24 protein-coding genes, 1 rRNA gene and 1 riboswitch are annotated in these 25445 nt (G+C 71.2%); of the genes, 13 read left to right on the top strand and 12 right to left on the bottom strand.

Annotation, left to right across the window (positions count from 1 at the left end):
* From ABNF97_RS32575 to ABNF97_RS32595, 5 genes are all read right to left on the bottom strand, one after another.
* A 16S ribosomal RNA gene (locus ABNF97_RS32575) occupies positions 1 to 103 on the bottom strand; the annotation flags it as partial.
* A gap of 557 nt (positions 104 to 660) precedes the next feature.
* A complete protein-coding gene (locus ABNF97_RS32580) occupies positions 661 to 1275 on the bottom strand; it encodes a TetR/AcrR family transcriptional regulator (RefSeq protein ID WP_349340877.1) in 615 nt (204 codons plus the stop codon).
* Positions 1218 to 1703 carry a hypothetical protein gene (locus ABNF97_RS32585; protein WP_349340878.1) on the bottom strand — a complete coding sequence of 162 codons (486 nt, stop codon included), beginning with the start codon at positions 1701 to 1703 and terminating at the stop codon, positions 1218 to 1220. The genes ABNF97_RS32580 and ABNF97_RS32585 overlap by 58 nt, the downstream gene beginning before the upstream one ends.
* A 155-nt stretch (positions 1704 to 1858) precedes the next feature.
* Positions 1859 to 2524 (bottom strand): DUF305 domain-containing protein, encoded by a 666-nt coding sequence (locus ABNF97_RS32590; RefSeq protein ID WP_349340879.1) that lies wholly within the window; start codon positions 2522 to 2524, stop codon positions 1859 to 1861.
* 76 nt (positions 2525 to 2600) lie between these two features.
* Positions 2601 to 3488 (bottom strand): DUF1996 domain-containing protein, encoded by an 888-nt coding sequence (locus ABNF97_RS32595; RefSeq protein WP_130461089.1) that lies wholly within the window; start codon positions 3486 to 3488, stop codon positions 2601 to 2603.
* A 268-nt stretch (positions 3489 to 3756) separates the two neighbouring features.
* Between ABNF97_RS32595 and ligA the strand changes: the two genes are divergently transcribed.
* The gene (gene ligA / locus ABNF97_RS32600; RefSeq protein ID WP_349340880.1) at positions 3757 to 6225 is read left to right on the top strand and encodes an NAD-dependent DNA ligase LigA; all 2469 of its coding nucleotides are present in this window, start codon (positions 3757 to 3759) and stop codon (positions 6223 to 6225) included.
* Positions 6226 to 6256: 31 nt separating this feature from the next.
* On the opposite strand, the gene ABNF97_RS32605 is transcribed toward ligA, so the two are convergent.
* The gene (locus tag ABNF97_RS32605) at positions 6257 to 7042 is read right to left on the bottom strand and encodes a putative protein N(5)-glutamine methyltransferase (RefSeq protein WP_349340881.1); all 786 of its coding nucleotides are present in this window, start codon (positions 7040 to 7042) and stop codon (positions 6257 to 6259) included.
* A 344-nt stretch (positions 7043 to 7386) separates the two neighbouring features.
* On the opposite strand from ABNF97_RS32605, the gene ABNF97_RS32610 reads away from it, so the two are divergent.
* The gene (locus ABNF97_RS32610) at positions 7387 to 8628 is read left to right on the top strand and encodes a calcium:cation antiporter family protein (RefSeq protein WP_349340882.1); all 1242 of its coding nucleotides are present in this window, start codon (positions 7387 to 7389) and stop codon (positions 8626 to 8628) included.
* A 386-nt stretch (positions 8629 to 9014) separates the two neighbouring features.
* Here ABNF97_RS32610 and ABNF97_RS32615 read toward each other — a convergent pair whose 3' ends face one another.
* On the bottom strand, positions 9015 to 10247 hold the full coding sequence (locus tag ABNF97_RS32615) for a cytochrome P450 (RefSeq protein ID WP_349340883.1): 1233 nt from the start codon (positions 10245 to 10247) through the stop codon (positions 9015 to 9017).
* Between the two features lie 241 nt (positions 10248 to 10488).
* On the opposite strand from ABNF97_RS32615, the gene ABNF97_RS32620 reads away from it, so the two are divergent.
* The 4 genes from ABNF97_RS32620 to ABNF97_RS32635 are packed head-to-tail and all read left to right on the top strand — an operon-like array spanning position 10489 to position 12790.
* Positions 10489 to 10875, top strand: a complete 387-nt coding sequence (locus tag ABNF97_RS32620) for a YbaB/EbfC family nucleoid-associated protein (protein WP_349340884.1) — start codon at positions 10489 to 10491, stop codon at positions 10873 to 10875.
* Positions 10872 to 11183 (top strand): hypothetical protein, encoded by a 312-nt coding sequence (locus ABNF97_RS32625; protein ID WP_130461094.1) that lies wholly within the window; start codon positions 10872 to 10874, stop codon positions 11181 to 11183. Before ABNF97_RS32620 ends, ABNF97_RS32625 begins: the two co-directional genes overlap by 4 nt.
* Positions 11180 to 12184, top strand: coding sequence for a hypothetical protein (locus ABNF97_RS32630; protein WP_349340885.1), 1005 nt, complete (start codon positions 11180 to 11182; stop codon positions 12182 to 12184). The genes ABNF97_RS32625 and ABNF97_RS32630 overlap by 4 nt, the downstream gene beginning before the upstream one ends.
* A 12-nt stretch (positions 12185 to 12196) precedes the next feature.
* Positions 12197 to 12790, top strand: coding sequence for a DUF6346 domain-containing protein (locus ABNF97_RS32635; RefSeq protein ID WP_130461096.1), 594 nt, complete (start codon positions 12197 to 12199; stop codon positions 12788 to 12790).
* A gap of 24 nt (positions 12791 to 12814) precedes the next feature.
* Here ABNF97_RS32635 and rph read toward each other — a convergent pair whose 3' ends face one another.
* Positions 12815 to 15451 carry a rifamycin-inactivating phosphotransferase gene (gene rph / locus ABNF97_RS32640; protein ID WP_349340886.1) on the bottom strand — a complete coding sequence of 879 codons (2637 nt, stop codon included), beginning with the start codon at positions 15449 to 15451 and terminating at the stop codon, positions 12815 to 12817.
* Positions 15452 to 15778: 327 nt separating this feature from the next.
* Positions 15779 to 15994, top strand: a riboswitch (cobalamin riboswitch).
* A 113-nt stretch (positions 15995 to 16107) separates the two neighbouring features.
* On the opposite strand from rph, the gene metE reads away from it, so the two are divergent.
* Positions 16108 to 18345 carry a 5-methyltetrahydropteroyltriglutamate--homocysteine S-methyltransferase gene (metE, locus tag ABNF97_RS32645; protein WP_349340887.1) on the top strand — a complete coding sequence of 746 codons (2238 nt, stop codon included), beginning with the start codon at positions 16108 to 16110 and terminating at the stop codon, positions 18343 to 18345.
* Between the two features lie 150 nt (positions 18346 to 18495).
* Here metE and ABNF97_RS32650 read toward each other — a convergent pair whose 3' ends face one another.
* Positions 18496 to 19149: a class I SAM-dependent methyltransferase gene (locus ABNF97_RS32650; protein WP_349340888.1), complete on the bottom strand. Its 654-nt coding sequence runs from the start codon at positions 19147 to 19149 to the stop codon at positions 18496 to 18498.
* 77 nt (positions 19150 to 19226) lie between these two features.
* Here ABNF97_RS32650 and ABNF97_RS32655 point away from each other — a divergent pair, with 77 nt between their 5' ends.
* The 4 genes from ABNF97_RS32655 (at position 19227) to ABNF97_RS32670 (ending at position 21836) form a co-directional block, all read left to right on the top strand.
* Positions 19227 to 19721 carry a MarR family transcriptional regulator gene (locus tag ABNF97_RS32655; protein WP_130461100.1) on the top strand — a complete coding sequence of 165 codons (495 nt, stop codon included), beginning with the start codon at positions 19227 to 19229 and terminating at the stop codon, positions 19719 to 19721.
* Positions 19722 to 19815: 94 nt separating this feature from the next.
* Positions 19816 to 20292 (top strand): VOC family protein, encoded by a 477-nt coding sequence (locus ABNF97_RS32660; RefSeq protein WP_130461101.1) that lies wholly within the window; start codon positions 19816 to 19818, stop codon positions 20290 to 20292.
* 15 nt (positions 20293 to 20307) lie between these two features.
* Positions 20308 to 20646: a YciI family protein gene (locus tag ABNF97_RS32665; protein WP_130461102.1), complete on the top strand. Its 339-nt coding sequence runs from the start codon at positions 20308 to 20310 to the stop codon at positions 20644 to 20646.
* Entirely contained in the window at positions 20646 to 21836 is a 1191-nt protein-coding gene (locus tag ABNF97_RS32670) for a sigma-70 family RNA polymerase sigma factor (RefSeq protein WP_130461103.1), read from the top strand. The genes ABNF97_RS32665 and ABNF97_RS32670 overlap by 1 nt, the downstream gene beginning before the upstream one ends.
* Before the next feature lie 113 nt (positions 21837 to 21949).
* Here ABNF97_RS32670 and ABNF97_RS32675 read toward each other — a convergent pair whose 3' ends face one another.
* From ABNF97_RS32675 to ABNF97_RS32685, 3 genes are all read right to left on the bottom strand, one after another.
* Positions 21950 to 22405, bottom strand: coding sequence for a DUF6069 family protein (locus ABNF97_RS32675; RefSeq protein WP_130461104.1), 456 nt, complete (start codon positions 22403 to 22405; stop codon positions 21950 to 21952).
* Between the two features lie 126 nt (positions 22406 to 22531).
* Positions 22532 to 23533, bottom strand: coding sequence for an RNA polymerase subunit sigma-70 (locus ABNF97_RS32680; RefSeq protein ID WP_486484493.1), 1002 nt, complete (start codon positions 23531 to 23533; stop codon positions 22532 to 22534).
* A gap of 60 nt (positions 23534 to 23593) precedes the next feature.
* The gene (locus ABNF97_RS32685) at positions 23594 to 24085 is read right to left on the bottom strand and encodes a universal stress protein (protein WP_165436615.1); all 492 of its coding nucleotides are present in this window, start codon (positions 24083 to 24085) and stop codon (positions 23594 to 23596) included.
* Positions 24086 to 24307: 222 nt separating this feature from the next.
* Here ABNF97_RS32685 and ABNF97_RS32690 point away from each other — a divergent pair, with 222 nt between their 5' ends.
* The gene (locus tag ABNF97_RS32690) at positions 24308 to 24985 is read left to right on the top strand and encodes a CBS domain-containing protein (protein ID WP_349340889.1); all 678 of its coding nucleotides are present in this window, start codon (positions 24308 to 24310) and stop codon (positions 24983 to 24985) included.
* Positions 24986 to 25052: 67 nt separating this feature from the next.
* The gene (locus ABNF97_RS32695) at positions 25053 to 25190 is read left to right on the top strand and encodes a hypothetical protein (RefSeq protein ID WP_349340890.1); all 138 of its coding nucleotides are present in this window, start codon (positions 25053 to 25055) and stop codon (positions 25188 to 25190) included.
* Positions 25191 to 25445 lie beyond the last annotated feature (255 nt).

A 25445-nucleotide genomic window follows, 5' to 3' on the forward strand; every position in this document is an offset into this window, starting at 1 on the left:
CCCGTTCGCCGCTCGAGTACCCCGAAGGGCCTTTCCGCTCGACTTGCATGTGTTAAGCACGCCGCCAGCGTTCGTCCTGAGCCAGGATCAAACTCTCCAACAAAAACCAAACGGAAAATCCAAACCCAGCAACAAAAAACACTTGCTGCCAAACAAAACTTGGCACTGGCTTATCAAGCACCCTGTTGAGTTCTCAAAGAACAACCACACACCAAAACACGAACCCCACACCAGAGGCCCGCCCTTCGGTGCAACCACTCACACCCGCCGTTACCGCCGGGCGCTTGTTGTACCTTACCCGACTGTTTCCGCCTCGTCAAACCGGTGTCTCCCGGTTTGTCATGCTTCATCCAGCCGTCGTGCACCCGCACGGGCGCGACGGGCTACCACCGCAATCGTCCGGGTTTGGCAGGCCGGCCGCTGTGGTGTTGCTCCGCAGTCTTGCCCGGTGCCCTGCCGGGAGAGAAAGTTACACGGCCGGGCCGGTAACGCCAAATCGGGGTGCGGCGCCCGCAGGATTGTCGACCGAATTCCGGAATATCCGAATGCCGACCGAGTGGCTCGATGGCGAGTTGAGCTGCTGCTGGAGTACGCGGGCCGGGGCCGGGCCGTGCCTCGCCGAACCACACCTCCGGCTCCCGGCGTCCGCCGACATCCCGGTCAGCGGCCGAAGCGAGCGGCGAACCCGGCGACCATCGCGGTCAGTCCGGCAACGAACCAGCTCTGGTAGTAGTCGGCGGCCTCCGCGGTCTCGGGCCGCGCTGCCGGGCTGCCGGGCGGGGCGCCGACCTGGGCCAACGCATGCCCGAGTACGAACACCGCCACCGACTGCACGGCGGTCAGCGCGTCGGTCCGGGACAGCCCGGCCGCGGCGAACCGGTCGAGTACGCCACCCATCAGCCGCAGGCCCACGTCGATGTCCATCGGATGGGTGGCCAGCAGGGGTACCGCGCGTGGGTGGGCCAGCAGCGTGCGGCGATAGGCCGCACCGAACCGGGTGAGTGCCTCGGACCAGGAGTCCCCGGGGTCGAGTTCGGTGAACGCCTCGGCCGCCAGGTGGTCGACCACGGCGGCGAGTACGGCGTCCCGGTTGGCCAGGTGCCGATAGAGCGACATCGCCGCGACTCCCAGCTCGGCACCGAGCCGGCGCATGGTGAGCGCGTCGAGTCCGTCGGTGTCGATAACCCGCAGAGCCGTGGCGACGATGTCCTCGCGGGTCAACTGGGGCGGGCGACCGCCGCGGCCGGCACGTCGGCGCTCGGGTGTCGTGGCCATGCCCTCATGGTGACGACCACGCAGGCGGCGAGCATCACCAGGGTGAGCAGTCCGACGACGGTGTGCTGGAGGTCGATGACCACGTCGTGCCCGGCGGTCGGCAGGAACCTGAGGGTGTCGGCGTAGTACTCCTGGAACTCCGCCCGCTGTGCCGGTGTGGCGCCGGCGAGGTAGGGCAGCCACCAGGAGGCCAGGTGCCCCCCGAGGCAGAGCAGGCTCAGCACGACCGCGACAAGGTGCGACCAGCGCCGGCCGAGGGCGACGGCCCCGGCGATCAGCAGCGGTACCGGGTAGTTGGCGGCGGCCGCGAGCGCCCGGTCCCCGGCGCTGATCCCGGGGAGGTCGTTCAACGGGTACATCGGAACCCAGTCGATGAGTACGAGCCAGCCGAGCCAGACCAGCGGAGCGATGACGGCGAATTTCCGCATGATGACCACCTCACTTTGCTTACGCCGTAAGCTTACACCGTAAGCAAAGTAGCTCCGGCAGGCTCCACCTGTCAATCACGATGATTCGCGGCTCAATCACGATGATTCGCGGCGACGGCGGCCACGAGTGGACGACGGTACGGAGTGGGCGACGGCTACGAGCGGCTGTCGGCACGGGGCGCCAACTGGTCGAGTCGCGCCAGGTACGCCCTGCCGGTCCGGACCACGGCGCCGGCCAGGACGGTGGTGGTCGGCTCGGCGCCCGACCGCTGCTCGGTATCCGCGACCCGAACCGACTGTTCGAGGTGCGCGCGCAGATGCCGCCCGAAGAGCCGGTGGAACTCGACCCCGGTCGCCGCGCCCAGCGTCGCCAGATCGGCGTCGGTCACCATCCCAGGCATGTCGTGTCCCGCGTGCGGGTTGGTCCTCGGCGCACCGGAACGGTCCAGGAGCGCCCGGAACCGGTCGATGTCGGCGCGGTGACCCTCCCGGATCTCGGCGGCCAGTCGGCGTACCGCCGGGTCGGTGCTCCGGGTCGGCACCAACTCCAGCACTGGCAGCACCCGTTCGTGCAGGGCGACCGCGAGTTGCAGCCAGGCGATGTCGGTGCCGTTGAACGGGCCGGAAAGGCCGGACACGCTGGGTGCGCCGGACGGGCCGGGCGTACCCGCGGGGCCGCTGGGCCGACCGGCGACGGCTGGTGGCACACCGGTGGGCGTACCCGGAACGGACGCCGGTGCGGGGGCCGAGCCGGCGCAGCCGCCGGCCAGCAGGACCGCGACGAGCAGCGCCGCCGACCCGACGGTACCGCGCCAGATCATCCCCTGGACTCCTTCTCCGGTCGCTGTCGCGCGGGTGGGCCCGGCCTCGGGCGGGCCCACCCGCGGAACCCGACGGTCAGCTCGGACGGCCGTCCGCACCGCACTTGATCACGGGACGGATGCAGTCCCGGACCCGGCGCAGCATCTCGGCCTCCGGCCAGGCGTTGAAGAAGTCACCGTGCATAGTGAACCCACCACCGGAGGCGAGCCGGAACCGGGCCGGGTTGCCGTTCACCGGGTAGCGCAGCACCTGGCGCAGCTTCGGTACCGCGACCGGGTGGCTGGACGGGCAGGCCTGGTTGACCGGGTACGCCATGTGGCTCTTGTGGTCGGGCGAGTCGAGGTCGCGGCCGTTCCAGCACTGCGGAAAGTCGAGGTACGACTCCAGCATCGTCCCGGCCGGACAGGTGACGAAGTCCTTGGACGCCCCGACGTGCCCGGCGTGCAGGCAGGACCACCGGGAGATCGTGGTCGAGTCCGGGCCGGTGGCGCGGGCGTTGCCGGCCACGATCCGCAGGCCGAGCGGCAGCGGCTGGGTGTTGGCGACGATGTCGCTGCGGACGCCCTCGCCGAGGTAGTAGAACGTGACGATGGCCGGCTCCACCGGGACGTTGTCGGCGTACAGGGTGGGCACCCAGTAGGAGGAGACGTCGACCCGGGGGTTGCAGGTGGTGTTGGAGTTCAGCAGGTCGGCGAGGTTGGTGTAGGCGTTGGTGCTCGTCGCGCCGAAGAAGCTGTGCATGTGCGAGGCGCCGGGCAGGCCCGGGTAGATGATCGGATCGTCCGGCAGCCGGTGGCTGTACGGACAGTCGGCGAGGAACTCGGCCACCCGGACGATCCGGGCCTCGGCCGGTTCCGCCCGCTCGATCACGGCGTAGCCGCCGAGCAGTACGAGCAGGGCGCCGAAGAGCGTCACGATCCTCAGCCGGCGGCGCGGCGGGTGCAGGGGTGCGGCCCTATCCATGTGGGCACTCCTTGCTGGTGAGCGGCCAGCGAGGGCTCCGGCACCGCCGCCGAAGGCGTCGGAGCCACTGGCCAGACTGGTGGTGGTCTGTCCTTGTTCGAAGCGCGAGAGAGCGCTCTCTCTCACCAGCTTGAGACCGCCGTCGAAGGTTGTCAATACCTTGCGGAAACCGCTTCTCGCCGGAGCCGCGAGCCCGGGGAGGGCGCTTCGTCGTACCCGGTCTCTAGGCTGAACGCCGAGCGTGCGGGCCTGACGGGAGGGGGACTTCGTGGCGTACGAGGCAGTGGTGACGGCGACCGACGACCGGCGGCCCGAGCAGCCGGGCGGGTCCGCGATCGAGCCAATCGAGCCGACGGTCGAGCCGACGGTCGAGCCGACGGTCGAGCCGACGGTCGAGCCGATCGAGCCGGCGGTCGAGTCGATCGCTCCGGCGGGCGTGCCGGCCGTCGCGTCGGCGATCGATCCCGTCGCACCGGTGGTGGACGCCGCGCTCGCCGAGCCCTTCCCGGACCGTCCGGCCTACCAGGCGGCGATCGCCGAGATCCGGGCGGCAGCGGCCGCCTACTACAACGGCGCGGACCTGGCGATGGACGACGCGACCTACGACGCGCTGATGGCCCGGGTCGTCGCGACCGAGGCCGCCCGACCGGCCTGGAAGACCGACGACTCACCGAGCGACCTGGTGGCGGCCGGCGCCGGGCTGGTCGGCGACGTCGTGCACAGCGTCCCGATGCTGAGCCTCGACAACGTCTTCGGCGAGGCGGAGTTGGCCCGCTGGGCGGCCCGACTCGACAAGCTGCTCGGCCGTCCCGCCGCCGGCTACACCGTGGAACCCAAGATCGACGGGCTGGCCATCGCCGCCCGCTACGTGGACGGTCGGCTCACCCAGGTCGCCACCCGGGGCGACGGGCTGGCCGGCGAGGATGTCACGCCGCAGGCACGGCGGGCGGCCGGCCTGCCGGAGCAGCTCGCCGAGCCGCTGACCGTGGAAGTCCGCGGCGAGGTCTACATGACAGACGACGACTTCGCCAAGGCCCAGGAGATGCGTACCGGGCACGGCGAGCCCGCCTTCGCGCATCCGCGCAGCGCCGCCGCGGGAACGCTCCGGGCCCAGGACCGGGCGTACGACGCGCCGCTCTCCTTCCTCGCCTACGCGGTGCACGGCACCGACGGCACGGCCGAGCCCCGCCCGCACTCGGCCACCATGGCGTACGTCGAGAGCCTCGGTGTCGCCACCACCGCCGGTTCGCCGGTCGGGATGCCGCTCTGCACCACCATCGAGGAGGTGCTGGCGGTGGTGGAGTCGCTCTACAACCGCCGGGGCGAGCTGGGCTTCGGCATCGACGGTGCGGTGATCAAGGCTGACCACCCGGCCGACCGTGAGCTGGCCGGGTCGGGCACCCGGGCCCCCCGCTGGGGCGTCGCCTACAAGTTCCCCGCCGACACCCGCACCACCACGTTGCTCTCGATCGAGGTGCAGGTCGGCCGGACCGGAGTGATCACCCCGGTCGCCGTACTCGCACCGGTGCAGGTCGGTGGGGTGACCGTCACCTCGGCCACCCTGCACAACTTCGACGACCTGGTCCGGCGCAACGTCCGGGCCGGCGACACCGTATTCGTCCGGCGGGCCGGTGACGTGATCCCCGAGATCACCGGCGCCAAACTCGACGAGCGGCCGGCGGATTCCACCGCGTACGAGCCGCCGACCCGGTGCCCGCGCTGCGACGGCGAGATCGACCGCTCGCAGAAACGCTGGCGCTGCACACAGGGCCGGGCCTGCGGTGCCCGCGAGTCGCTCTCCTACTATGCGGCCCGGGACTCGATGGACATCGAGGGACTGGGCAGCAAGATCATCGACCTGCTGGTCGGCGCCGGCATGGTCACCGATCCGGCCGACCTCTACGACCTCGAACCCGCCGCGCTGGCCACGCTGGAGCGGCTCGGCGAGACCTCCGCCCGCAAACTCGTCGCCAACATCGAGGCGTCGAAGCGGCAGCCGCTCTCCCGAGTCCTCACCGGCCTCGGCGTACGGATGACCGGCCGGTCGATGTCCCGCCGGCTCGCCCGGCACTTCGGCAGCATGGATGCGCTGCTCGCCGCCTCCGTGACCGACCTGCAGGAGGTCGAGGGCGTCGGACCGGAGCGGGCCGTCACGATCGCGGCCGAGCTGGTCGAGCTGGCCCCGGTCGTCGAGAGGCTCGCCGCACGCAGGGTCAACATGACCGAGCCGGGCGTCCCCGGCCAAACCGCCACCGCCACCGGCGACGACGACCCGGACGTGCCGGCGGCGTCGGCGCTGCCGCTGCGCCGGCCGGACGGCAGCCCGATGACCGTCGTGGTCACCGGTTCCGTTCCGGGCCTGACCCGCAACGAGGGCAACGAGGCGGTCGAACGGCTCGGCGGCAAGTCGTCGGGCTCGGTCTCCAAGCGGACCGATCTGGTGGTGGTTGGCGAGGGCGCCGGCAGCAAGGCCGACAAGGCCGTCGACCTCGGTGTCCGGGTGATGCCGGCGGAGCGGTTCGCCGAGTTGCTCGCCGCGCACACCGCCGGGGACGCGACCACGATCGCCGAGATCCTGGCCCAGCCGGACCGCGAAGTGGGGCAGGACCGCGAGGCGGACCGCGCACCGTCGACGGACCGCGCGGTGGGGCACGACCCCGAGGTGGGGCACGACCGCGTGGTGGGGCGGGAGCCGGAGGCGGAGAGCGAGGCGGAACCGGCGTCTCCGGTCGGCTGAACCCGGGCCGCGCCACCATCTCCGGTGGGGGTCAGTGGCGGCCGATCACCACGGTCGCCGAGAGTTCCTCGTCGCTGACCACCGTCGGGACGAGACCGGCCCGGTCGAACACGACCGCGGCGACCTCCGCCTGCTCCAGGCTGGTCTCCACGAGCAGGTGGCCGCCGGGGGCGAGCCAGTCCGGGGCTCCGGACGCCACCCGGCGCAGTACGTCAAGGCCGTCTGGCCCCCCGTCCAGCGCCACCAGCGGCTCGTGCAGCCGTGCCTCCGGCGGCAACAGGCCGACCGCCTCGCTTGGCACGTACGGCACGTTCGCCACCAGGACGTCGATCCGGCCACGCAGCCGTAACGGCAGCGGCCGGTACAGGTCTCCGGCGTACACCCGGCCGCCGAGCGTGCCGAGATTGCGCCGGGCACAGCGGACGGCGGCCGGCTCGATGTCGACCGCGTACAGCGCGATGTCGCCGACCGACGCCGCGACCGCCAGCCCGAGCGCACCGCAGCCGCAGGCCAGATCCAGCACCGTCGCCCCCGGCCGGGCCAGGGCGGCGGCCCGGCGGACCAGCAGTTCGGTTCGGCGGCGCGGCACGAAGACCCCCGGGTCGACGGCGACCCGCAGTCCGCAGAAGTCGACCCAGCCGAGGACGTGTTCCAGCGGTAGACCGGAGACCCGCCGCTCGACCATGGCGAGCAGTTCGGCCGGACTCCGCGCGGCGGTACTCAGGAGTTCGGCCTCGTCCTCCGCGAAGACGCAGCCGACGGCCCGGAGCCGACGGACGACGTCCGTGTGGTCCGGTGTGGAGGCGGGAGATGACACGTACGACCCTTCGGAACGCCTGCCGGCGCCTCCCGGCTAACGCTGCCCGACCTGCCCCGACGAGGTCACCGGGCCGCCGGATGGGAGCACCCGGCCGATCGACACGGGAATCGGTCCCACCTCCTCGGGTCGTGACGGCTGAGGCTCAACGTACCCGTTCCGAAGCGGCTCCGTGCGGGCCGGGCCGAACGGCGACGGCGGTCTCGGCGGATCCCCGCCGTCCCGCTCGCGGGCATGGCGCCGGCCGGCCTGGCCGGACCAGCGCCCGCCAACCCGATATTGGCAGTTCTGCCCCTGCCGTCCCCGCTCGTCCGGCAGGCTCGATCCCAGGCGGGGGTGGCGACGTGCGGGTGGGACTCGATGTCACGGTGTCCGCCCGGGGCGTGGCGACCCGGGTCGGTCTCGCCGTGCTGGCGGCGGCCCCGGCCGTCGCCATGCGACTGGCCGGCGTCCACCTGCCGGCACTGGCCGGGATGGCGGTCTTCGGGGTGGCGGTCCTGTCGGCGGTCGCCCTGCTGATGTGGGCCTCCGAGGTGACCCGGGTCGACCTGCCGGGCAGCCTGGCGCTCGCGCTGCTCGCCCTGGTCGCGGTGCTTCCGGAGTACGCGATCGACATCTACTTCGCCTTTGCCGCCGGCTCCGATCCGGAGTTCGCGGCCTTCGCCCTGGCGAACATGACCGGAGCCAACCGGCTGCTGATCGGGGTCGCCTGGCCGCTGCTGGTCCTCGCCGCCATCTGGGCGGTACGTCGGCGCGGGCAACGCGGCGACCGGAACGGCGTGAGTCTCGCCCCGCACCGCCGTATCGAGACGATCTACCTGCTGATGGCCACCGTCTACGCCCTGGTGATCCCGTTGACCGGCCGGCTGGCCTGGTACGACAGCATCGTCCTCGGCGCCCTGTTCGCGCTCTACCTCGCCCGGATCGGGCGTACCCCGCATCGCGAGGAGGCGCTGGTCGGGGTGGCCGCCGCCCTGGCCCGCCAGCCGGCGAGGCGCCGCCGGCTGACCGCCGCCGCACTCTTCGGTACGGCGGCGGTGGTGATCCTCAGTGCCGCCGAGCCGTTCGGCAAATCCCTCGTCGAGGCCGGTTCGGCGCTCGGCATCGACCGGTTCCTGCTCGTCCAGTGGCTCGCCCCGGTCGCTTCCGAGGCTCCGGAGGTGATCGTGGCTATCACCTTCGCGCTGCGCGGCCGGGCCGACGACGGGCTGGGCGCGCTGCTGTCGGCGAAGCTCAACCAGTGGACCCTGCTGATCGCCTGCCTGCCGATCGCCTTCTACCTCGGCGGCGGCGAGTTCGCCGGGCTGGAGATCGACGCGCGGCAGACCGAGGAGCTCTACCTGACCGCCGCGCAGACCCTGCTCGGCGTCGCCGTCCTGGCCGATCTGCGGATCTCCCGGGTCGAGGCGGCGCTGCTCTTCCTGCTCTTCGCGGTGCAGTTCGCCCTGCCCACCCAGGCGGTCCGGTACGGCGTCGCGGTCGCGTATGCGGTGCTGGCCGGAATCCTGCTGGCCCGACACCGCCGGGAGCTGCCCGCGCTGGCCCGGGCCAGCCTGCCGACCGGCGGCGTCCGCCGGAAAGCCTGAAAACACCCGGGTACGGCCCGGGCAGGGATCCGCCCGGGCCGTACCCCGAGTTCGGCTACAGGTAGCCCTTGGCCTCCTGCTTGGCGACCATCGGTTCGGCTCCCTTGCCCATCTTCTTCAATGCCTCCCGCAGCTGCTGCTCGCTCATCTTCGAGCTGCCCTGGATGCCCGCCTCGTGAGCGCGTTGGCGCAGGTCATGAAGTTCGTCCCGACCAGCCATCTCAAGCCTCCCAGTTTCGCCGACGAGGGCGCCGCAGCCGGCCCCATCCTGCACGCTGGCTTCCCCCGGTCGTCGCCGCCAAACCGTCCGACGGCCCCGGGCGGTGCCCCGGCCCGGCCCGCCGAACCTGCGGCGTTCCGTTCCGGGACCGGCGGTGACCGGACGGTCAGCCCCGGAGGAGGACGAAGCCGCTGCGCGGCCGGGTCGGTACCCGGCCCAGCGGAATCCCCAGATCCTGCTCCGGTACCTGGTAGTCGAGGTTGGCCAGCCGACCACTGAGGGTGGCCAGCAGCGCCACCGTGGTCGTCTCACCGGGACAGCGGTGGCCGGTACGGGGATCGCCACCGCCCTGCGGCACCAACTCGAACGCGCCGATCTCCCGACCGAGGAACCGCTCCGGGTCGAAGACGTACGGGTCCGGCCACAGTTGCGGGTCATGGTCCTGGCCGTACAGGTCGAGCAGCACCAGCGTGCCGGCCGGTACGGGTACGTCCTGCCAGGCGAGGTCCCGCACCGCGTGACCGGCGACGAAGGGCGCGAACGGGTAGAAGCGGCGTACCTCGTGCCCGAACGCCGCGATGTGGTCCGGGCTGCCGATGCGGAGCCGGGCCCGAATCTCCGGCCAGCGGTTCAGGGCGTGCGCCGCGAACGTGACGAACCAGCAGACCGCCACCGTCGGCCGGACCAGGTTGAGGATCTCCACCGCCGCGAGCCGCGAGTCGAGCGGCTGACCGTCGGCGTCCCGGTGGCGGACGATCACGTCGAAGGCCGACCCGGCGACGACGTTCCGCCGCCCCTGCCGGGCCTGGTCGACCAGCTCGGCCAGCCAGCGCTCCCGCCGGGTCCGCGCCTGCCGGGCGCGCCAGTGCCGGGGCCCGAGGGTGCCGAAGCCGTCCACCATCGCCACCATGTCGGCGGCCGCCCCGGCGACGTCCGGCTCGGCCAGCGGCACACCGACCCACCGGCAGACGGCCCGGACGAGGACCCGGCTGGCCTCGTCGAAGAGTACGACCGGCTGCCAGGATGGCCAGCGGGCGACCGTCTCGTCCCAGGCCGTGCCGGCGTACCGCTGGAGGGTGTCGATCGCCTCGGCGGTGAGCAGCGATGTGAAGATCGTCTTGCGGTGCCGGTGGGCGGCGCCGTCCAGGGTGTGCACCGCACGCCGACCGATGAGGGTGTCCAGCACCGGCCCCGGGATCGCCCCGTGCCGTCGGACGTGCGCCTCGTCGTAGAAGAACCGGGCCGCCTCCGGGCCGCACAACCCCACCGCCCGGTGCCCGAGCAGCCGGGTCTGGACGGTCTCCGCCCGCTGCCGGCGGCGGAGGTTGGGCAGCCAGCCGTAGCCCTCGACGGCCAGCCGCAGCGTGTTGTCGACGAGGAAATCGGGACGCGGAGGCATTTGCCGTTCATGCCCCGGCACACCGCGACTAAACTCCGCGCGGCTTCCCGGCGATGCCCCGAATACCGCAGGCGGCGCCGCTGGCCGGGACGGAGGGACATGCCGCCTCCGTGGGCTCGGGTCGGTCGATTCCATGGCCGCACGGCCCCACCGGGCCGGCCGATGATCTACGGATCTCGATGGGATCTCGTACTCGCGAGAATTGTCTAAACTACCCGCGACAGCCACCGAGGGAGGACTTGTGCCGGGGGATCCGGAAGGCATGCTCGTCGACTGGCAGCGACGGGTGGAACAGCAGACTGCGCTCACCACCGAGCTGAGCCAGCGCATGGAGCAGAACAGGGCCACGGTGGAGTCCCGGGGTGGCGAGGCCGTCGTGACCGTCGACTCGTCGGGAGGCATGGCGGAGCTTCGTCTCAACGAACGGGCGATGCGCCTCTCCCCGGACGAACTCGCGTCGGTCATCCTCGACACCAGCCGGCGCGCCCAGGCGAAGATGGCGCAGCAGATGGTGTCCGTGGTGAGCAGCCTCTACGGCGCCGGATCCGAGACCGCTGCCTTCATCGGTGGCGCATACACCAGTCAGTTCCCGGAACCCCCCGAGGACGAGGAGCGCGACCAGCGATGAGCGACATCAGGCTGTCAACCGGCGAGGTCCGCAAACATGCCCGGATGGTGGAGGAGGCCGGCCGGATGTACGGGGAGGCCGCCGCCGGTGCCGAGTACGTCGACCTGCACGACGAGGCGTACGGCATCCTCTGCAGCCCGCTGTTCCTGCCGTACATCAATCCGCTGCAGAGCTTCGCGCTGACGGAGATCCGCAACGGGGCCGACGCCACCACGCACCTGGCGGAACTGCTCCAGGCCCTGGCCGACAACGTCGACATCACCGACGGCGCGGCGGCGACCCGAATCAAGGAGGCGGGTAACCGATGACCACCGCTGCGATTGCCGGCCGGGCCTCCCTCATCGCGCCCGAGGGCGAGACGAAGGCGTGGGAGGGCGCCGGCATCTTCGAGTCGGCCTGCGGCGTGACGGACAGCATCTCGAACGGGAACTGGCTCGGCGTCGCCGGCAACGGTGTGGCCGTCGGCCTCTCCGCGATCGGCGCGATCATGGACCCGCTGCAGGCGGTCTTCGCCGCCGGTGTCGGTTGGCTCATGGAGCACGTCAGCTTCCTGCGGGAACCGCTGGACAAGCTCGCCGGAGACCCGAAGGCGATCGAGGGTCACGCCCAGACCTGGTACAACATCGAGCGCCGCATCTACGAGGCCACCGACTTCTTCGTCGCGCAGGTCAACAGCAGCACCGCCGAGTGGACCTCGCAGGCAGCGGCGGCGTACCGGCAACGCGCCCGGGGGCATGCCGAGTCGGTGCAGGCGCTCGGCAAGATCGCCGACGCCATGGCCAAGGCGACCACGGTCGTCGGCGCGATGGTCGGCGTCATCCGGAACACGATCCGGGACATCGTGGCCGAGGTCGTCGGCGCGTGCATCTCCAAGGCCCTGCAGGCGCTCACCGTGGTGCTGATCCCCAAGGTCGCCGCCGAGGTCGCCATCCTCGTGGGCAAGACCAGCAGCAAGATCCTCAGCCTGCTGCAGCGCCTGTTCCAGGCGATCAAGCAGATTGGTGCGCTGACCAGCAAGTGTGACGGCATCCTCCAGCAGATCGGCCAGGCCAGCCGCAACACGCTGCGTCTCGAGGCGTTCCGTCTCCAGGCGGTCGGTGAGGCCGGGGGAAGTGGCCTCAGCGGCTTCCGGGGAGCGTTCAACACGATCGGGCAGGGCCATACCGCCGTGCACGGCACCGTCGGCCAGGTCATCGAGAACACGGGACGCAGCGCGAGCCAGACGAACGGCTCGCAGAACGCTGGGCAGGCCGGCGATACGCTACGGGGCGACAACCCGAGCCCCACGCCGATCGAACTTCCGCTCTGACGGAGGACTCCCATGGAACCGCTGGACGACCGGGTCGCCAGGCGCCTCGCCGAGATCAAGGAACAGGAGCGCGGACTCGACCGCGAGGAGGCCGCGCGGGCCGCCGAGAAGGCGGACCCCGGGGCGGCGGTGGTGCAACGGCGCAAGGGCAGCGGTCTCCGGTCGTTCCTCTTCCTCACCGGAATACTCGTCCTGGCGGCCGGCCTGCTCGGCACCGCGGTGACCCTGAGCAGGCTGGCCGGCAAGGACTTCTCCGACGCCCGGCGCGAGGGTCAGGCGACCGTCGGCCGCTGCGTCGAGCACGGCCCGCTCAGCACCCGCGGCTTCGGCTACTGGCAGGCCTGCGAGGTCGACATCACCTGGGACGACGGTCAGCGCGAGGAGGTCACCGCCGGGGTCGTCTTCGACTCCGCCGACACCGGCACCACGGTTCGGGTCGGGGACCTGGGCCGGGATCGCACCACCCGGCTACTGGCCCGAGCCGACGTCGAGGCCCGCCCGTGGCTGCGGTGGATCGGTTACGCGGTCGGGTTCCTCGCGTTGCTGCCCACCTTCGTGGGTGTGCTGCTGCTGCGCGAGGTGCTGCGGTTCCGCCGGAGCAGGTAGTCGTCGCGACCGCGCCCACCACCGTCACGGGAGAATCTCGACGTACCCGTCGGTTCCGTGCACGCGGATGCGACGGCCGTCGGGGATCAGCCGGGTGGCGTCCAGTACGCCGACGACGGCCGGCAGGCCGTACTCCCGGGCGATCACCGCGCCGTGCGTCATCAGTCCGCCGACCTCCGTCACCAGGCCGGTGATGGCGACGAACAGGGGTGTCCAGCTCGGGTCGGTGTAGGTCGTGACGAGGATGTCGCCGGGTTCGAAATCGGCCTGCGCCATGTCCAGGACGACGCGGGCCCGCCCTTCGACGGTCCCGGCGGAGACCGGCAGGCCGACCAGCGCGCCGGCCGGCGCGTCGCCCCGGCGGTACGCCCCGGTGACGATCTCGCCATCCGAGGTGAGTACCCGGGGCGGCGTCAACGCCTGATATGACCTGAAGGCCTCCTTGCGGCGGCGGATGAGCTGCTCATCGACCGCCCGGGTACGCAGCACCTCGTGGAGCTCCTGGATCGTCAGGTAGAAGATGTCCTCCCTGTCGCGGATCACCCGGGCGTGCACCAGGCGCTCGGCCTCCTCCAGCAGCGCCCGCTTGTACGCGGAGATCCGGCAGACCATGCCGTACTTCGGATACTCCCGGTACCCGGTGAAAACCCGGGCCCGCTCGATCATGCGCCTGGTCTCCTCGGCCTTCCGTTCGCCGTCCGGCAGGGCACGCAGGCGCTCCAGCACCTCCCGCTCCTTCTTCGCCGCCTCCTGCCTGCCCTGCTCGAAGCGCCGTTCGCCGGCTCCCGGCTCGAAGTTCCTGACGTTGCCGAGGATCATCGGCACGAGTGTGGCGGGGCGTTCGCTCCACCGCGGCCGGGTGATGTCGATCTCGCCGACGCAGCGCATGCCGTACCTGTCGAGCCAGTTCTCGATGGCCTTCCGCGCTTCCCGGCCGCCCGCGAACTCCGCCATCCCGGCCAGGAAGCCGTCGTCGTTCTCCTCGGCCACCCGTTGCAGGAACGCCACCAGGTCCGGATGTGGGCGGATCGCGTCCGCGACGTCCAGCAGCGCCAGCCCCATCTCCGAGGTGATGTTGTGCGGGACGGACTGGGTGAGCGTGTCGGCGACGTTCTTCTCACCCAGCCACGCCGCAAGTTGATCGTTGAGCCACCAGACGGCCGTCATCCCCGCCATGATGGCCTGGTTGCTCCGCGGATCGAAGAGGACCCGCTTCAGCTCCTGGATGTCCGCCAGGATGAAATCGAGTAGCGCCGGCCCGGACCTCGTCCGGATGTCGCGGCTCAGGGCGGCGAGGGAGTTCTCGGTACGCGTGATCAGCGCAACGACGACGGCCGGATCGGACTCGACCGGGGATGGCCGGTCACCAACCGGCGGCGCACCGGACCCCTGGTCCGGCAGCGGAGGGATACCGGGCCCCTGGTCCGGCGGCGGAGGGATGAGGTCGCCGCGCTCGACGACGCTCCGCAGCGCGTCACCGATCAACGGCTCGGCCCGTCCCATGCCCTCCAGGAACCCGGGGCGGGTCCCCGGCGACGCCAGCTCGCGGGTGACGTCGACGAACAGCCGCCCGCCGGCCTCGTACATCGGCCTGCCCGCCACCAGCTGAAAGACGGAGAGCCCCAGCGGCTTCATGGCGTCGGTCATCATCTGCTGATGGCCGACGGAGACGTAGACGTGCCTGTCGTCGTCCCCGACCGCCGGGATCGGAAACAGCGTGGTGATCGGCCGACTCTGGACGATCTGGAACTCGTCGTCGACCAGGCACCACTCGATGTCCTGTGGGTGGCCGAAGTGCGCCTCGATCCGCCGGCCCAGCCGTACGAGCCGCAGGACCTGCGTGTCTGTCAGTGCCGGCTGCTCCTGCCGTTGCGGGTCGACCGCCATCACCCGGGTGCCGCCGTCCGGCGAGGCGTGCACGGCACGCTGCTTGCCGGCGACCGCCCTGGCGACGATCTCGCCATCGCGCACCTTGAACACGTCCGGGTTCACCAGGCCGGAGACCAGGGCCTCGCCGAGACCGAACCCGGCCTCCACGGAGGCGACCCGGCGGCTGGACGTGACCGGGTCGGCGGTGAAGAGGATGCCCGCCGCCCGGGGGAAGACCATCTGCTGTACGACCACGGCCATCTCGACCCCACGGTGGTCGATGCCGTTGCGCTGGCGGTAGGTCGCGGCCCGCTCGGTGAACAGCGAGGCCCAGCACCGGGTGACGTGCCGGAGGACCTCGGTCCGGCCTACGACGTTCAGGTAGCTGTCCTGCTGGCCGGCGAAGGAGGCCGTCGGCAGGTCCTCCGCCGTCGCGCTGGATCGGACGGCGTACCCGGCCTGCTCGCCGACCCTGTCCAGGGCGCGAGTGATCGCCGTCGCGAGATCGCCGGGGATGGCGATCCCTTCGATGGTCCGGCGGAGCTCCGCGCTGAGGGTGCGGACCGCCTCCCGGTCGTCCGGGTCGAGCTGCGACAGCCGGTCCAGCTGATCGTTCATCGACGGCGCTTCCGCCGCGATCCGCCGGAAGGCCGCCGTCGTCACGCAGAAGCCCGCCGGCACGCGGACACCGTCGATCCGGGACAGCTCGCCCAGGTGCGCGCCCTTGCCGCCGACGGCGGCCACCCGTGTCTGGTCAACCTCTTTCAGGTCCAACACGTACTGCTCGATCATGCGACACCTCCGGGGCAGCCGTGGGTGGTCGCACTGCACATTTCCGCAGGTTACGACCTCGGCCGACGATTCTGCGCCATGACCGGGGTCTTGCCGCAAGGCCCCCACTCCGCTATATGTTGAGAGTGGCGGGGAGCGGCATCCGCACCCGCTCGATCCGAGATCGGATCGGCTCGGAGTCCCTCGGCTCGGGGTTCCTCGGCTCGGAGTCCCTCGGCTCGGAGTCCCTCCAATCACCGTCTGCGACGGTTCCGACGTGCTACCACCACCGACGTGTCACCACCACCGGCGCTTCCGGCGTCGAGCGGATCTCGTCGTCGAGCCCGTACGATGGCCGGTGGTGCTGGTTCGCCCCGCTCGCGAGGTCGGGGCGTCGTAAGAGGGAACCCGGTGTGAGACCGGGACTGCCCCGCAGCGGTGAGTGGGAACGACCGCCGTCATCGGAGCACTGGACCGACCTCGGTCTGGGAAGCGACGGCCAGTAGGCGACCATCCGTGGTCACGCCCGCGAGTCCGAAGACCTGCCCGCACCGCGCACACCGCCGGTGTGCGCCGTCGGCGGCCCCCCGGGAGGGCCGGGGCGGAAGCCGGTGCCCCACCGTGCCCTCCCCGCCACCGGGTGTCCGTCGGACGCTTCGAGGGAAGGAGCCTGTCAGGTGAGTACCGCATTCGGGCAGAGCACAGTGCTCGGCTATCCGCGTATCGGCGCGGACCGGGAGTTGAAGAGGGCCGTCGAGGCCTACTGGGCCGGAGGGATCGACGCCGCCGCGCTGGAGGAGACGGCGGCGGGCCTGCGGGCCGAGGTGTGGCAGACGCTGCGTAACGCCCGGCTGGACGCCATCCCGTCAAACACCTTCTCCTACTACGACCACGTGCTCGACACCGCCGTCGCCGTCGGCGCGGTCCCGGACCGGTTCCGCCGGCTCGGACTCTCCGAACTGGACACCTACTTCGCGATGGCGCGCGGTGTCGACGCCGAGCCCGCGCTGGAGCTGACGAAGTGGTTCGGCACCAATTACCACTACCTGGTGCCGGAGATCGACCCCGACACGGTCTTCACCGCCGATCCCGGCAAGGCGCTGCGCGAGTACGCCGAAGCCGCCGCCCTGGGCCTGCGCACCCGTCCGGTACTGGTCGGACCGGCCACGTTCCTGCTGCTGGCCAAGGGTGTCGACCCGTTCGCCCGGCTCGACGACCTGGTCGAGGCGTACGCCGAGATCCTCGGCGCGCTGGCCGGAGCCGGCGTCGGCTGGGTGCAACTGGACGAGCCCGCATACGTCGCCGACCGCAGCCCGGTGGAGATCGACGCGCTGCGGCGCGCGTACACCCGGCTCGGTGAGCTCGCACACCGGCCAGCGATCTTCGTCGCCAGCTACTTCGGTGAACTCGGCGACGCACTGCCCGCGCTGCTGGAAACCCCGGTCGAGGCGATCGGGCTGGACCTGGTCGCCGGGCCGGGCAACCTGGAACGGCTCGCCGCCGCCGGTCCGCTGCGCGGCAAGACCATCGTGGCCGGGCTGGTCGACGGGCACAACATCTGGCGTACTGACCTGCGCTCGGCGGTGGTCACCGGGGCGACCGTCGCCGGGCTGGCCGACCATGTCGCCGTATCCTCGTCCTGCTCGCTGCTGCACGTGCCGGTCGACCTCTCCGTCGAGACCGGCCTCGATCCGGAGCTGCACGCCCGGCTCGCGTTCGCCCGGCAGAAGGTCGACGAGGTGGTGCTGCTCGGCCGGGCCCTGCGCGACGGCTCCGCGCACCTGCCCGCACCGCTGCCGCCCGTCCCGGCGACGTGGCGCCACGACGGCGTTCGGGCCCGGCTTGCCGGGCTGCGCCCACAGGACCGGCAGCGGGGCGACTACGCCTCCCGGGCCGACCGCCAGCAGCGGCGGCTGAACCTGCCGGAGTTGCCGACCACCACCATCGGCTCGTTTCCGCAGACCGCCGAGCTGCGCAAGGCCCGCGCGGAGCTACGCGCCGGCACTCTCGACCAGGCCGGTTACACCGGGCGGATGCGTGCCGAGGTCGAGCGGGTCATCCGGCTCCAGGAGGATCTCGGGCTGGACGTGCTGGTGCACGGTGAACCGGAGCGCAACGACATGGTGCAGTACTTCGGCGAGCAGCTCGACGGGTTCGCCGCCACCGAACACGGCTGGGTCCAGTCGTACGGCTCCCGCTGCGTCCGGCCCCCGATCATCTACGGCGACGTCGCCCGTCGGGCACCGATGACCGTCGGTTGGTCGACCTACGCCCAGTCGCTGACGAGCAAGCCGGTCAAGGGAATGCTCACCGGTCCGGTCACGATCCTGGCCTGGTCGTTCGTCCGCACCGACCAACCTCTCGCCGACACGGCCGACCAGGTCGCGCTCGCGCTGCGCGACGAGTGCCACGACCTGGAGGTCGCCGGGATCAGGGTGATCCAGGTCGACGAGCCGGCCCTGCGGGAGACCCTGCCGCTGCGCCGGGCCGACCAGCAGGCGTACCTGGACTGGGCTGTCGGCGCGTTCCGGCTGGCGACCAGCGGCGTCGCCGACGACACCCAGATACACACCCACCTCTGCTACTCGGAGTTCGGTGAGGTGATCACCGCGATCGACGCTCTCGACGCCGACGTGACGAGCATCGAGGCGTCCCGTTCCAAGATGGAGGTCCTCGACGACCTCGCCGCGATCGGCTACCGCCGGGGTGTCGGCCCGGGGGTGTGGGACATCCACTCACCGCGGGTGCCGCCCCGGGACGAGGTGGTCGAGGCGCTGCGCAGGGCCGTCGCGGCCGTGCCCGCGCACCGGCTCTGGGTCAACCCGGACTGCGGGCTGAAGACCCGTGGCTACCCCGAGGTCGAGGCGTCACTGCGCCACCTCGTCGCGGCCGCCGCCGAGGTCCGCGGAGACTGACGGCACCACGCCGGGCGGACTCCCGGTCGGGGTCCGCCCGGCGTGCCGCGCAGTGACGCTGCGCCAGGTCCGGCGGCGCGGGAGGGCGCAGGATGCGTACCCGGGCCGGTTCTCCCTCGGTGACCGGCGGCTGCGTCGGGGTGCCGACGCTCACCGTGGGTCGCCGATCGGCTTGACGGCGCGGCCCCGGATGTGGGGTGCGGCGGGGCTGCTCGGGCCGGTCGACGGGAACCGGAACCGGTGTAGGTCCTGGATGGCGAACCCGGCGGCGGTGATCGCGGCGGCGGTGTCCCGGCCGGTGCGACAGCCGGCGAACAGCAGCGGCCACAGCGTCGCGTCGGCCAGCCGCTGCATCCGACGCATGCCACCCGGATGCTCGGCGGCGACGTGCTCGAAGAAGCGCACCTCACCTCCTGGACGCAGCACCCGACGAAGCTCCAGGAGGGCCGCCGCCTGGTCGGGCACCGTGCAGAGCACGAGCACGACGACGGCGGCGTCGAACTCGCCGTCGCCGCCCGGCAGCGCCGCCGCCAGGCCGTCGACCACGGTGACCCGAACCGGTGCTGTCCGCGCCGTCCTGGTCGCGCTCCTGCGCAGGTGGGGTTCGGGTTCGACGGCGACGACCTCGGTCACCTCGGGCGGGTAGTGGGCGAACATCCGTCCGTTGCCGGCGCCGACCTCGATGACCCGCCCGGACAGTCCGGTGACCAGGTCCCGGCGGTGGTCGGCGCCACCTGCACGGTCCATGACCACGCTGAGCCGTTCGTAGACCCGTGCGAACACCGGATGGGATACCGCTGGCATTGCCGACCTCCTGGCCCCGGGCCGGCAAGCGACAACCTGCCAGCGATCCGCTATCTTCATGGGGGAGGATATACATAGTGAATGGCATACACAATGTTTCGGTGCCGGACTGCGGCACGTTCACCGGCGCTCTCGAACGGGTCTTCGCCTTCGCCGTGACCGTCGAGCACTACATGCAGGCCGGTCTGGCCGCCCGTGGTCTGACCCGGGCCCGGGCGACCGTCATCTGGCACCTGCACCGGCAGGGCCCCGCCACCCAGCAGCAACTGGCCCGCACGATCGGGGTGACGGCCCGCAACATCACCGCACTCGTCGACGGGCTCGCCGAAGCGGGCTTTGTCCGCCGCGACCCGCACCCCGACGACCGTCGCGCCGTCCTCGTCCGACTCACCGACGCCGGCGAGGCCGTCACGGCGCAGCTCACCGCCGATTACCAGGCCGGCTCGGCGCGGTTGTTCACCGGTCTGCCGCCCGAGCAGGTCCGGCAGTTCCTCGCGATGATGGAGACGGTTGCCACCCGACTGTCGGCGAACCAACCCACGGGGGCGGCGACCACGTCGAAAATATGTTGACCGGTCTGTCGTATCGGGCGCCACGCAGGTCGTCTGCCTAATGAACGACCCGAGCCGCCAACACCGCGCAGGCTATACGCAACCGAGGAGCGACATGTCGACACCACCCGGACCCAACCCGATTCCCGACACGTACCGCCGGATCACCCCTTGCCTGGTCGTCCAGGGCGCCGCCAAGGCGCTGGACTTCTACGCGGCCGTCTTCGGTGCCACCGAACGGATGCGTTTCCCCGGCCCGGACGGCAGCGTCGCGCACGCCGAGATCGAGATCGGCGACGCCGTCGTCATCGTCGAGGACGAGGACCCGCAGCGCGGCACCACCGCACCGCCCGCCGGCGGGCTGGCCGGCACCCCGGTGTTCCAGTTCATCTACGTCGAGGATGTCGACGCCGTCGTTGCCAACGCCGTCGAGCGCGGTGCGACGCTGCACCGGGCACCGACGAACCAGTTCTACGGCGACCGGGACGCCTTCATCGTCGACCCGTTCGGGCACGCCTGGACCGTCGCCAGCCACGTCGAGGACGTCAGCCCGGAGGAGATGGCCCGGCGGATGACCGAGCTGTTCCAGTAGGAGACGAGGGCAACCATGAAGTACGTGCTGATGTTCGTCGAGACCGAACAGTTCGCCGCCGACCTCGCCGCCATGGACGAACCGGAGCGGGATCGCGCCTACGGCCGCGTCCAGCAGTGGTTCGCCGACCACAGCGACAAGATCACCCACCATCGGCACCTGCTGCCGGCCGAGACCGCGACCACCGTACGCCTCGGCAGTGGCGATCCGATGATCACCGACGGACCGTTCGTCGAAGGCAAGGAGGTCGTCTCCGGCTACGCCGAGATCGAGGTCGCCGACCTCGACGAGGCCCTGCGAATGGCGAAGTCGTGGCCCGCCTGCCCGCTCGTGGAGATCCGCCCGATCGCCTAATGACCGAACCGTCGCATGCCGAGCTGGCCCGCGTGGTGCGCGACCACGCGGGCCGGCTCGCCGCCGCCCTCGTGTCACTGGTCGGCGACTTCTCCGCCGCCGAAGACCTGGTCCAGGACGCCGTCGAAGCGGCACTGGCCCACTGGCCCCACGACGGCATCCCGGACCGGCCCGACGCCTGGCTCTACACCGTCGCCCGTCGGCGTGGCCTTGACCGCCTGCGCCGGGACCGCCGCGAGCAGACCAAACTCGCGCTGGTCGCCTGGCCGGCCGAACCGGAGCCGGACGACCGGTTACGGCTGATGTTCACCTGCTGCCACCCGGCGCTACCCCGCGCCGCGCAGGTCGCACTGACCCTGCGGGTGGTGTGCGGACTCACCACCGCCCAGATCGCCAAGGCGTTCCTCGTGCCCGAGACCACCGTCGCCCAGCGGATCACCCGGGCGAAAAGGAAAATAGGTGACGCCGGTATCCCCTACCGGATCCCCGACCCCGACGAACTCGCCGGCCGCCTCAACGAGGTCCTGGCGGTGATCTACCTGCTCTTCAACGAGGGGTACCTACCCAGCGACGCGAACCACAGCCGCTTCCACGACCTCACCGACGACGCCGAGTTCCTCGCCACCCTGCTGCACCAACTGATGCCGACCGAACCCGAGGTTCTCGGACTACTTGCCCTCATCCGCCTGCACCGGGCCCGAGCCGCGGCCCGGTTCACCCCGACCGGCGAGATCGTCCAGCTACCCGACCAGGACCGCACCCTGTGGGACCACGACGCGATCGACGAGGCAGCGCGCCTGATCGCCCGCGCCGCCGCCCTCAGAAGGCCCGGCCCGTACCAGTTGCAGGCGGCGATCGTCGCCTGCCACGCCGAAGCCACACACTGGGCCGAAACCGACTGGTCCCAGATCGTCGTCCTCTACGACATGCTGCTGCACCTCGCCCCGTCACCGGTCACCGCGCTCCACCGCGCCATCGCCGTACACCACATCACCGGTCCGGCCGCCGCCCTCGCCGAACTCGACAACCTCGCCGCGGAACTCGACGACTACCACCTCTTCCACGCCACCCGCGCCGAGCTGCTCCGCGACCTCGGCCAGCACGACCTGGCGCGAGCCGCCGACGAACGGGCCCTGCAACTCACCGCCAACCCAGCCGAACAACACCTGCTGCGCCAGCGCCTCGAATAGCCCGGACCTCGGCAGTTGGCAGCTGGCTACCGGGTTTCGAGTGCCTGATGGGGCAGGAAAAGGGCGTGGTCGGTTCACCGGAGAACGGGATGAACCGACATCGCCCGAGGTGCTCAACGCCATCCAGGCTCACGGCTCCACGCCAGGGTGGGGATCATCACCGCCGCCGGGACGAGATGTAGCCCGACCAGCGCGGTGGTGGTGCCGAAGTTGGCCCCGGAGAGGAGGGGCGGAGCCATCGAGATCGCGGTCAGCGACACAGCGATCCACCCGAATCGACCAACGGGACGAGCGCTCCAACGTAGGAGAACGGCGGCGATGACGATGCCCACGACCGCGAAGAAGCAGGTCAGCACGGCGATCCCGGCCAACGGGATCGTCTCGCCGCCATCGGGGACCTCGAAATCGACGCCGACAGCCCGGGCAAGCGCTGCGGCGAGGGTGGTGGCCACCGTCGCGGCGAGCGTGGCGACGAAGCCGGTGACGGCGAGCCTACGGAGCCGGTGGGCGTAGCGCGGCTGGCCCGATGCCGGGCCAGCGACGACCACGATGTCATCTCTGCTGTTCATGTCGTTCCTCCCCCATTCGGTACCTGGCGTACGGGTCTGTCGACTGGCAGGTGACGATCGTGGCCGGAGAGTGCCGATGCACACCCTCCACACGCCACCGCCGCGACGCGCGGGTCCACACCGGGGCTACTCCGTGCCGTCCGCCGGCAGCCGCTCCGGCAGCCCGAGCCGCGGGAACTGGTCGTCGTGGAACGTGACGATCTCGGTGATCGCCCCGCCGGTGACGCGGAGGACGTCGATCGTCAACGGCAGGTACCCGCCCTCTCGATTCCGCCAGAGGTAGAAGGCGACGGCAGGCTGCCGGTTCACGGAGGTGAGGACGGCACGCAGCTGCTTCATCTCCCCGAAGCCGCTTTCGATCCAGTCGTTCACCACCGCGTCACGGCCGACGTACAGCCCCGGGGTCGGCGGCATCGAGCAGCGGACGTCGTGCCGCAGCAGTGCGGCGAGCCCGTCGATGTCCGTGGCCACACTGGCGTCGGTGTACCGGCGCACCAGCTCGCGCGTCCCGGTGTCCTGTTCGCTGCCGGTCCAGTCCTGCCGCTCGGCGGGCAGGTGCTCCCGCATGCCGGCACGGGCCCGTTGCAGCGCGCTGTTCACGGAGTTGACGGAGTCTCCGAGGAGTTCCGCGACGTCCTTGGCCGGCCAGCCGAGCACGTCCCGCAGGATCAGCACGGCCCGCGGGCGCGGCGCGAGGTGCTGGACCGCGACCAGGTACGCCAGCTCGATCGTCTCCCGAGCGACGGTGACGGTTTCCGGCTCGTCCGCGTCGCCGGCGGGCAGCTCGTCGAGAAGCCGGTCCGGGTAGGGCTGCAGCCACAGCACCTCGCCACCGGTCGCCGGCGCCGGGCGGCACTTGGCGAGCAGGTCCAGGCAGGCGTTGGTGGCGATCCGGTACAGCCAGGCCCGAAACGTCGACCGCCCCTCGAAGGTTTCCCGGCGGCGCCAGGCACGGAGGAACGTTTCCTGCACGGTGTCCTCGGCGTCCTCGAATGATCCGAGCATCCGGTAGCAGTGCACGTGCAACTCCCGGCGGTGCCGCTCCACCAGCCCCGAGAACGCCGGCTCGTCGACCTCGCCCAGCCCGCCCACGCCCAGTTCCTCCAGTCGGGTGTCAACAGTCATCACGTCATCCTTCCGCCTCGTCGTGTCCGTCGTAGGTGTGACGGGTACGGGCGGGAGAACTCATCACTCCCGGACGACTGGACCTCCGGCGACCGCAAGGAGCCGCAGAATCCCGGCGCTGCCGACAGCGACCACCGGCGGCACCGGCCGGCCGCGGGTTCGGCCAGCGGCCAGCCGGGCCTCGACGCGTGCGCCGACGCTGGCCCGGCTCGGGCGGCCGGGACGGCTGGCACCGACGACCACCAGGTCGGCCCGGGCCGCCGCGTGACACAGCGCGGTGACCGGGTCGGAGAGAACCAACTCGCGCAGTATCGGTGGATGATGTCCGACAGCGGCTGCCGCCGCGGCGATCTGACCCTGTTGAGTGCGGATCAGCGCGAGTCGGTCCGGCCGGAGGGCGTTCCGTCGCCGGCTGACGTCGCGTGCCGCGTCCGGCCACGCCGTCACGACCAGTACCGCCGCCGACCGTCGCGCTGCCAGCCGGATGGCCCAGGCCAGCGCGTCCCGCGCGCCTGCCGAGCCGTTGAGACCGACGGCGATCCGGTGTGTCGCCATCGGGGTCTCCAATCCGTCATCGGCAATCTGTGGTGTGACGCACCACGCTCTCTGCTGGTCTGCGTCCAGCACAGCCGACCGTGGCCCGTCCGGGCAGGGCCGGTACGCCTCTCCGGGTGGGTCCATCGGCCCTGCCCCGGCACGCTGTGGCGGTCCTAGCGTGAGGTGATACCGGAAGGTCTACCGCAGACGTCCGGGTCTCCGCCAAGGAGGTAGATGGTGATGAGACAGTGGCAGGTGGGCGACGTCATGACCACGGACGTCGTCACGGTCCGTTCGGAGACACCCTATCGGGTGATCGTCGACCTGCTCACGGCACGCGGTATCAGCGCCGTGCCGGTCATCGATGACTTTGACCGGGTGCAGGGCGTGGTCTCCGAATCCGATCTACTGGCCAAGGTCGAGCTGACCGGTCGACCAGAGCCGAGGGTCTTCGTCAGCCGCCGACACCGGACGGCCCGATCGCACGCTGCCGCGTCCGAGGCGGAGCAGCTGATGTCCACGCCGGCCATCACCGTGACCCCCACGACGCCGCTGGCCACCGCCGCCAAACTCCTGGACGAGGAGCACGTCAAGCGGCTGCCGGTGGTCGACGAACTCGGCCGGCTGAAGGGCATCGTCTCCCGCCGGGACCTGTTGAAGGTGTACCTACGCCCGGACGTCGACATCCGGGCGGACGTCATCGACGAGGTGCTCCGTCGGGTATTGACCACCGAAGAGGGGCTGATCCAGGTCGCGGTGCGGGACGGTGTGGTGACGCTCGATGGCGGGGTGGATCGCCGCAGCACCGCCCAGATCGCGGTGCGTCTCGCCTACGGGGTGCCGGGCGTCGTGCAGGTCACGGACCGGCTGGTGTACACCTTCGACGACACCCAACTCGCGACGAGCATGATCGCGTGATCCCGGCACGACGCGGCCGGACCCGACCTTCCCCGGGTCCGGCCGCAACACTCTGACGCGCACCCACATGCTGCGCGCGAAGCGGTACATCGGGTCCGAACGACTCACCGGGGCCAGCTACGCCCAGAACGACCAGATCAAGCGGATCTCCTCCTGGGCTGCGGTTCTCTTCGCGTCGACGCTCGTCGGCACCTCCTGCGGATGAACCTCCGTTCGACCCGGGCGGGACCTTGGTCCCGCCGCCGGGTGCGGGCCGACCCTGCCGGGTAACCCCGGCCAGGGAGCAGGTTGAGGACAGGAGAGAAGGAGGCACCGATGAAAGCGCTGGTGTACGACGGGCCGGGCCGCAAGTCCTGGGCGGATGTCCGCGACCCCACGATCACGGACCCAAGGGACGCGATCATCGAGGTGGACACCGTGACGATCTGCGGCACGGATCTGCACATCCTGGCCGGCGACG

The sequence above is a fragment of the Plantactinospora sp. B6F1 genome (assembly GCF_040120695.1).
Taxonomy (GTDB): Bacteria; Actinomycetota; Actinomycetes; order Mycobacteriales; family Micromonosporaceae; genus Plantactinospora.

What these genes read in the sequence shown, in the direction of transcription:
- ABNF97_RS32625 (WP_130461094.1), top strand. Translation starts at nt 10,872, where the DNA reads ATGAGCGACATCAGGCTGTCAACCGGCGAGGTCCGCAAACATGCCCGG.
- ABNF97_RS32670 (WP_130461103.1), top strand. Translation starts at nt 20,646, where the DNA reads ATGACCGAACCGTCGCATGCCGAGCTGGCCCGCGTGGTGCGCGACCAC.
- ABNF97_RS32635 (WP_130461096.1), top strand. Translation starts at nt 12,197, where the DNA reads ATGGAACCGCTGGACGACCGGGTCGCCAGGCGCCTCGCCGAGATCAAG.
- ABNF97_RS32580 (WP_349340877.1), bottom strand. Translation starts at nt 1,275, where the DNA reads ATGGCCACGACACCCGAGCGCCGACGTGCCGGCCGCGGCGGTCGCCCG.
- ABNF97_RS32615 (WP_349340883.1), bottom strand. Translation starts at nt 10,247, where the DNA reads ATGCCTCCGCGTCCCGATTTCCTCGTCGACAACACGCTGCGGCTGGCC.
- ABNF97_RS32690 (WP_349340889.1), top strand. Translation starts at nt 24,308, where the DNA reads ATGAGACAGTGGCAGGTGGGCGACGTCATGACCACGGACGTCGTCACG.
- ABNF97_RS32675 (WP_130461104.1), bottom strand. Translation starts at nt 22,405, where the DNA reads ATGAACAGCAGAGATGACATCGTGGTCGTCGCTGGCCCGGCATCGGGC.
- ABNF97_RS32685 (WP_165436615.1), bottom strand. Translation starts at nt 24,085, where the DNA reads ATGGCGACACACCGGATCGCCGTCGGTCTCAACGGCTCGGCAGGCGCG.
- ABNF97_RS32650 (WP_349340888.1), bottom strand. Translation starts at nt 19,149, where the DNA reads ATGCCAGCGGTATCCCATCCGGTGTTCGCACGGGTCTACGAACGGCTC.
- rph (WP_349340886.1), bottom strand. Translation starts at nt 15,451, where the DNA reads ATGATCGAGCAGTACGTGTTGGACCTGAAAGAGGTTGACCAGACACGG.
- ABNF97_RS32595 (WP_130461089.1), bottom strand. Translation starts at nt 3,488, where the DNA reads ATGGATAGGGCCGCACCCCTGCACCCGCCGCGCCGCCGGCTGAGGATC.
- ABNF97_RS32630 (WP_349340885.1), top strand. Translation starts at nt 11,180, where the DNA reads ATGACCACCGCTGCGATTGCCGGCCGGGCCTCCCTCATCGCGCCCGAG.
- ABNF97_RS32660 (WP_130461101.1), top strand. Translation starts at nt 19,816, where the DNA reads ATGTCGACACCACCCGGACCCAACCCGATTCCCGACACGTACCGCCGG.
- ABNF97_RS32665 (WP_130461102.1), top strand. Translation starts at nt 20,308, where the DNA reads ATGAAGTACGTGCTGATGTTCGTCGAGACCGAACAGTTCGCCGCCGAC.
- ABNF97_RS32590 (WP_349340879.1), bottom strand. Translation starts at nt 2,524, where the DNA reads ATGATCTGGCGCGGTACCGTCGGGTCGGCGGCGCTGCTCGTCGCGGTC.
- ABNF97_RS32695 (WP_349340890.1), top strand. Translation starts at nt 25,053, where the DNA reads ATGCTGCGCGCGAAGCGGTACATCGGGTCCGAACGACTCACCGGGGCC.
- ABNF97_RS32585 (WP_349340878.1), bottom strand. Translation starts at nt 1,703, where the DNA reads ATGCGGAAATTCGCCGTCATCGCTCCGCTGGTCTGGCTCGGCTGGCTC.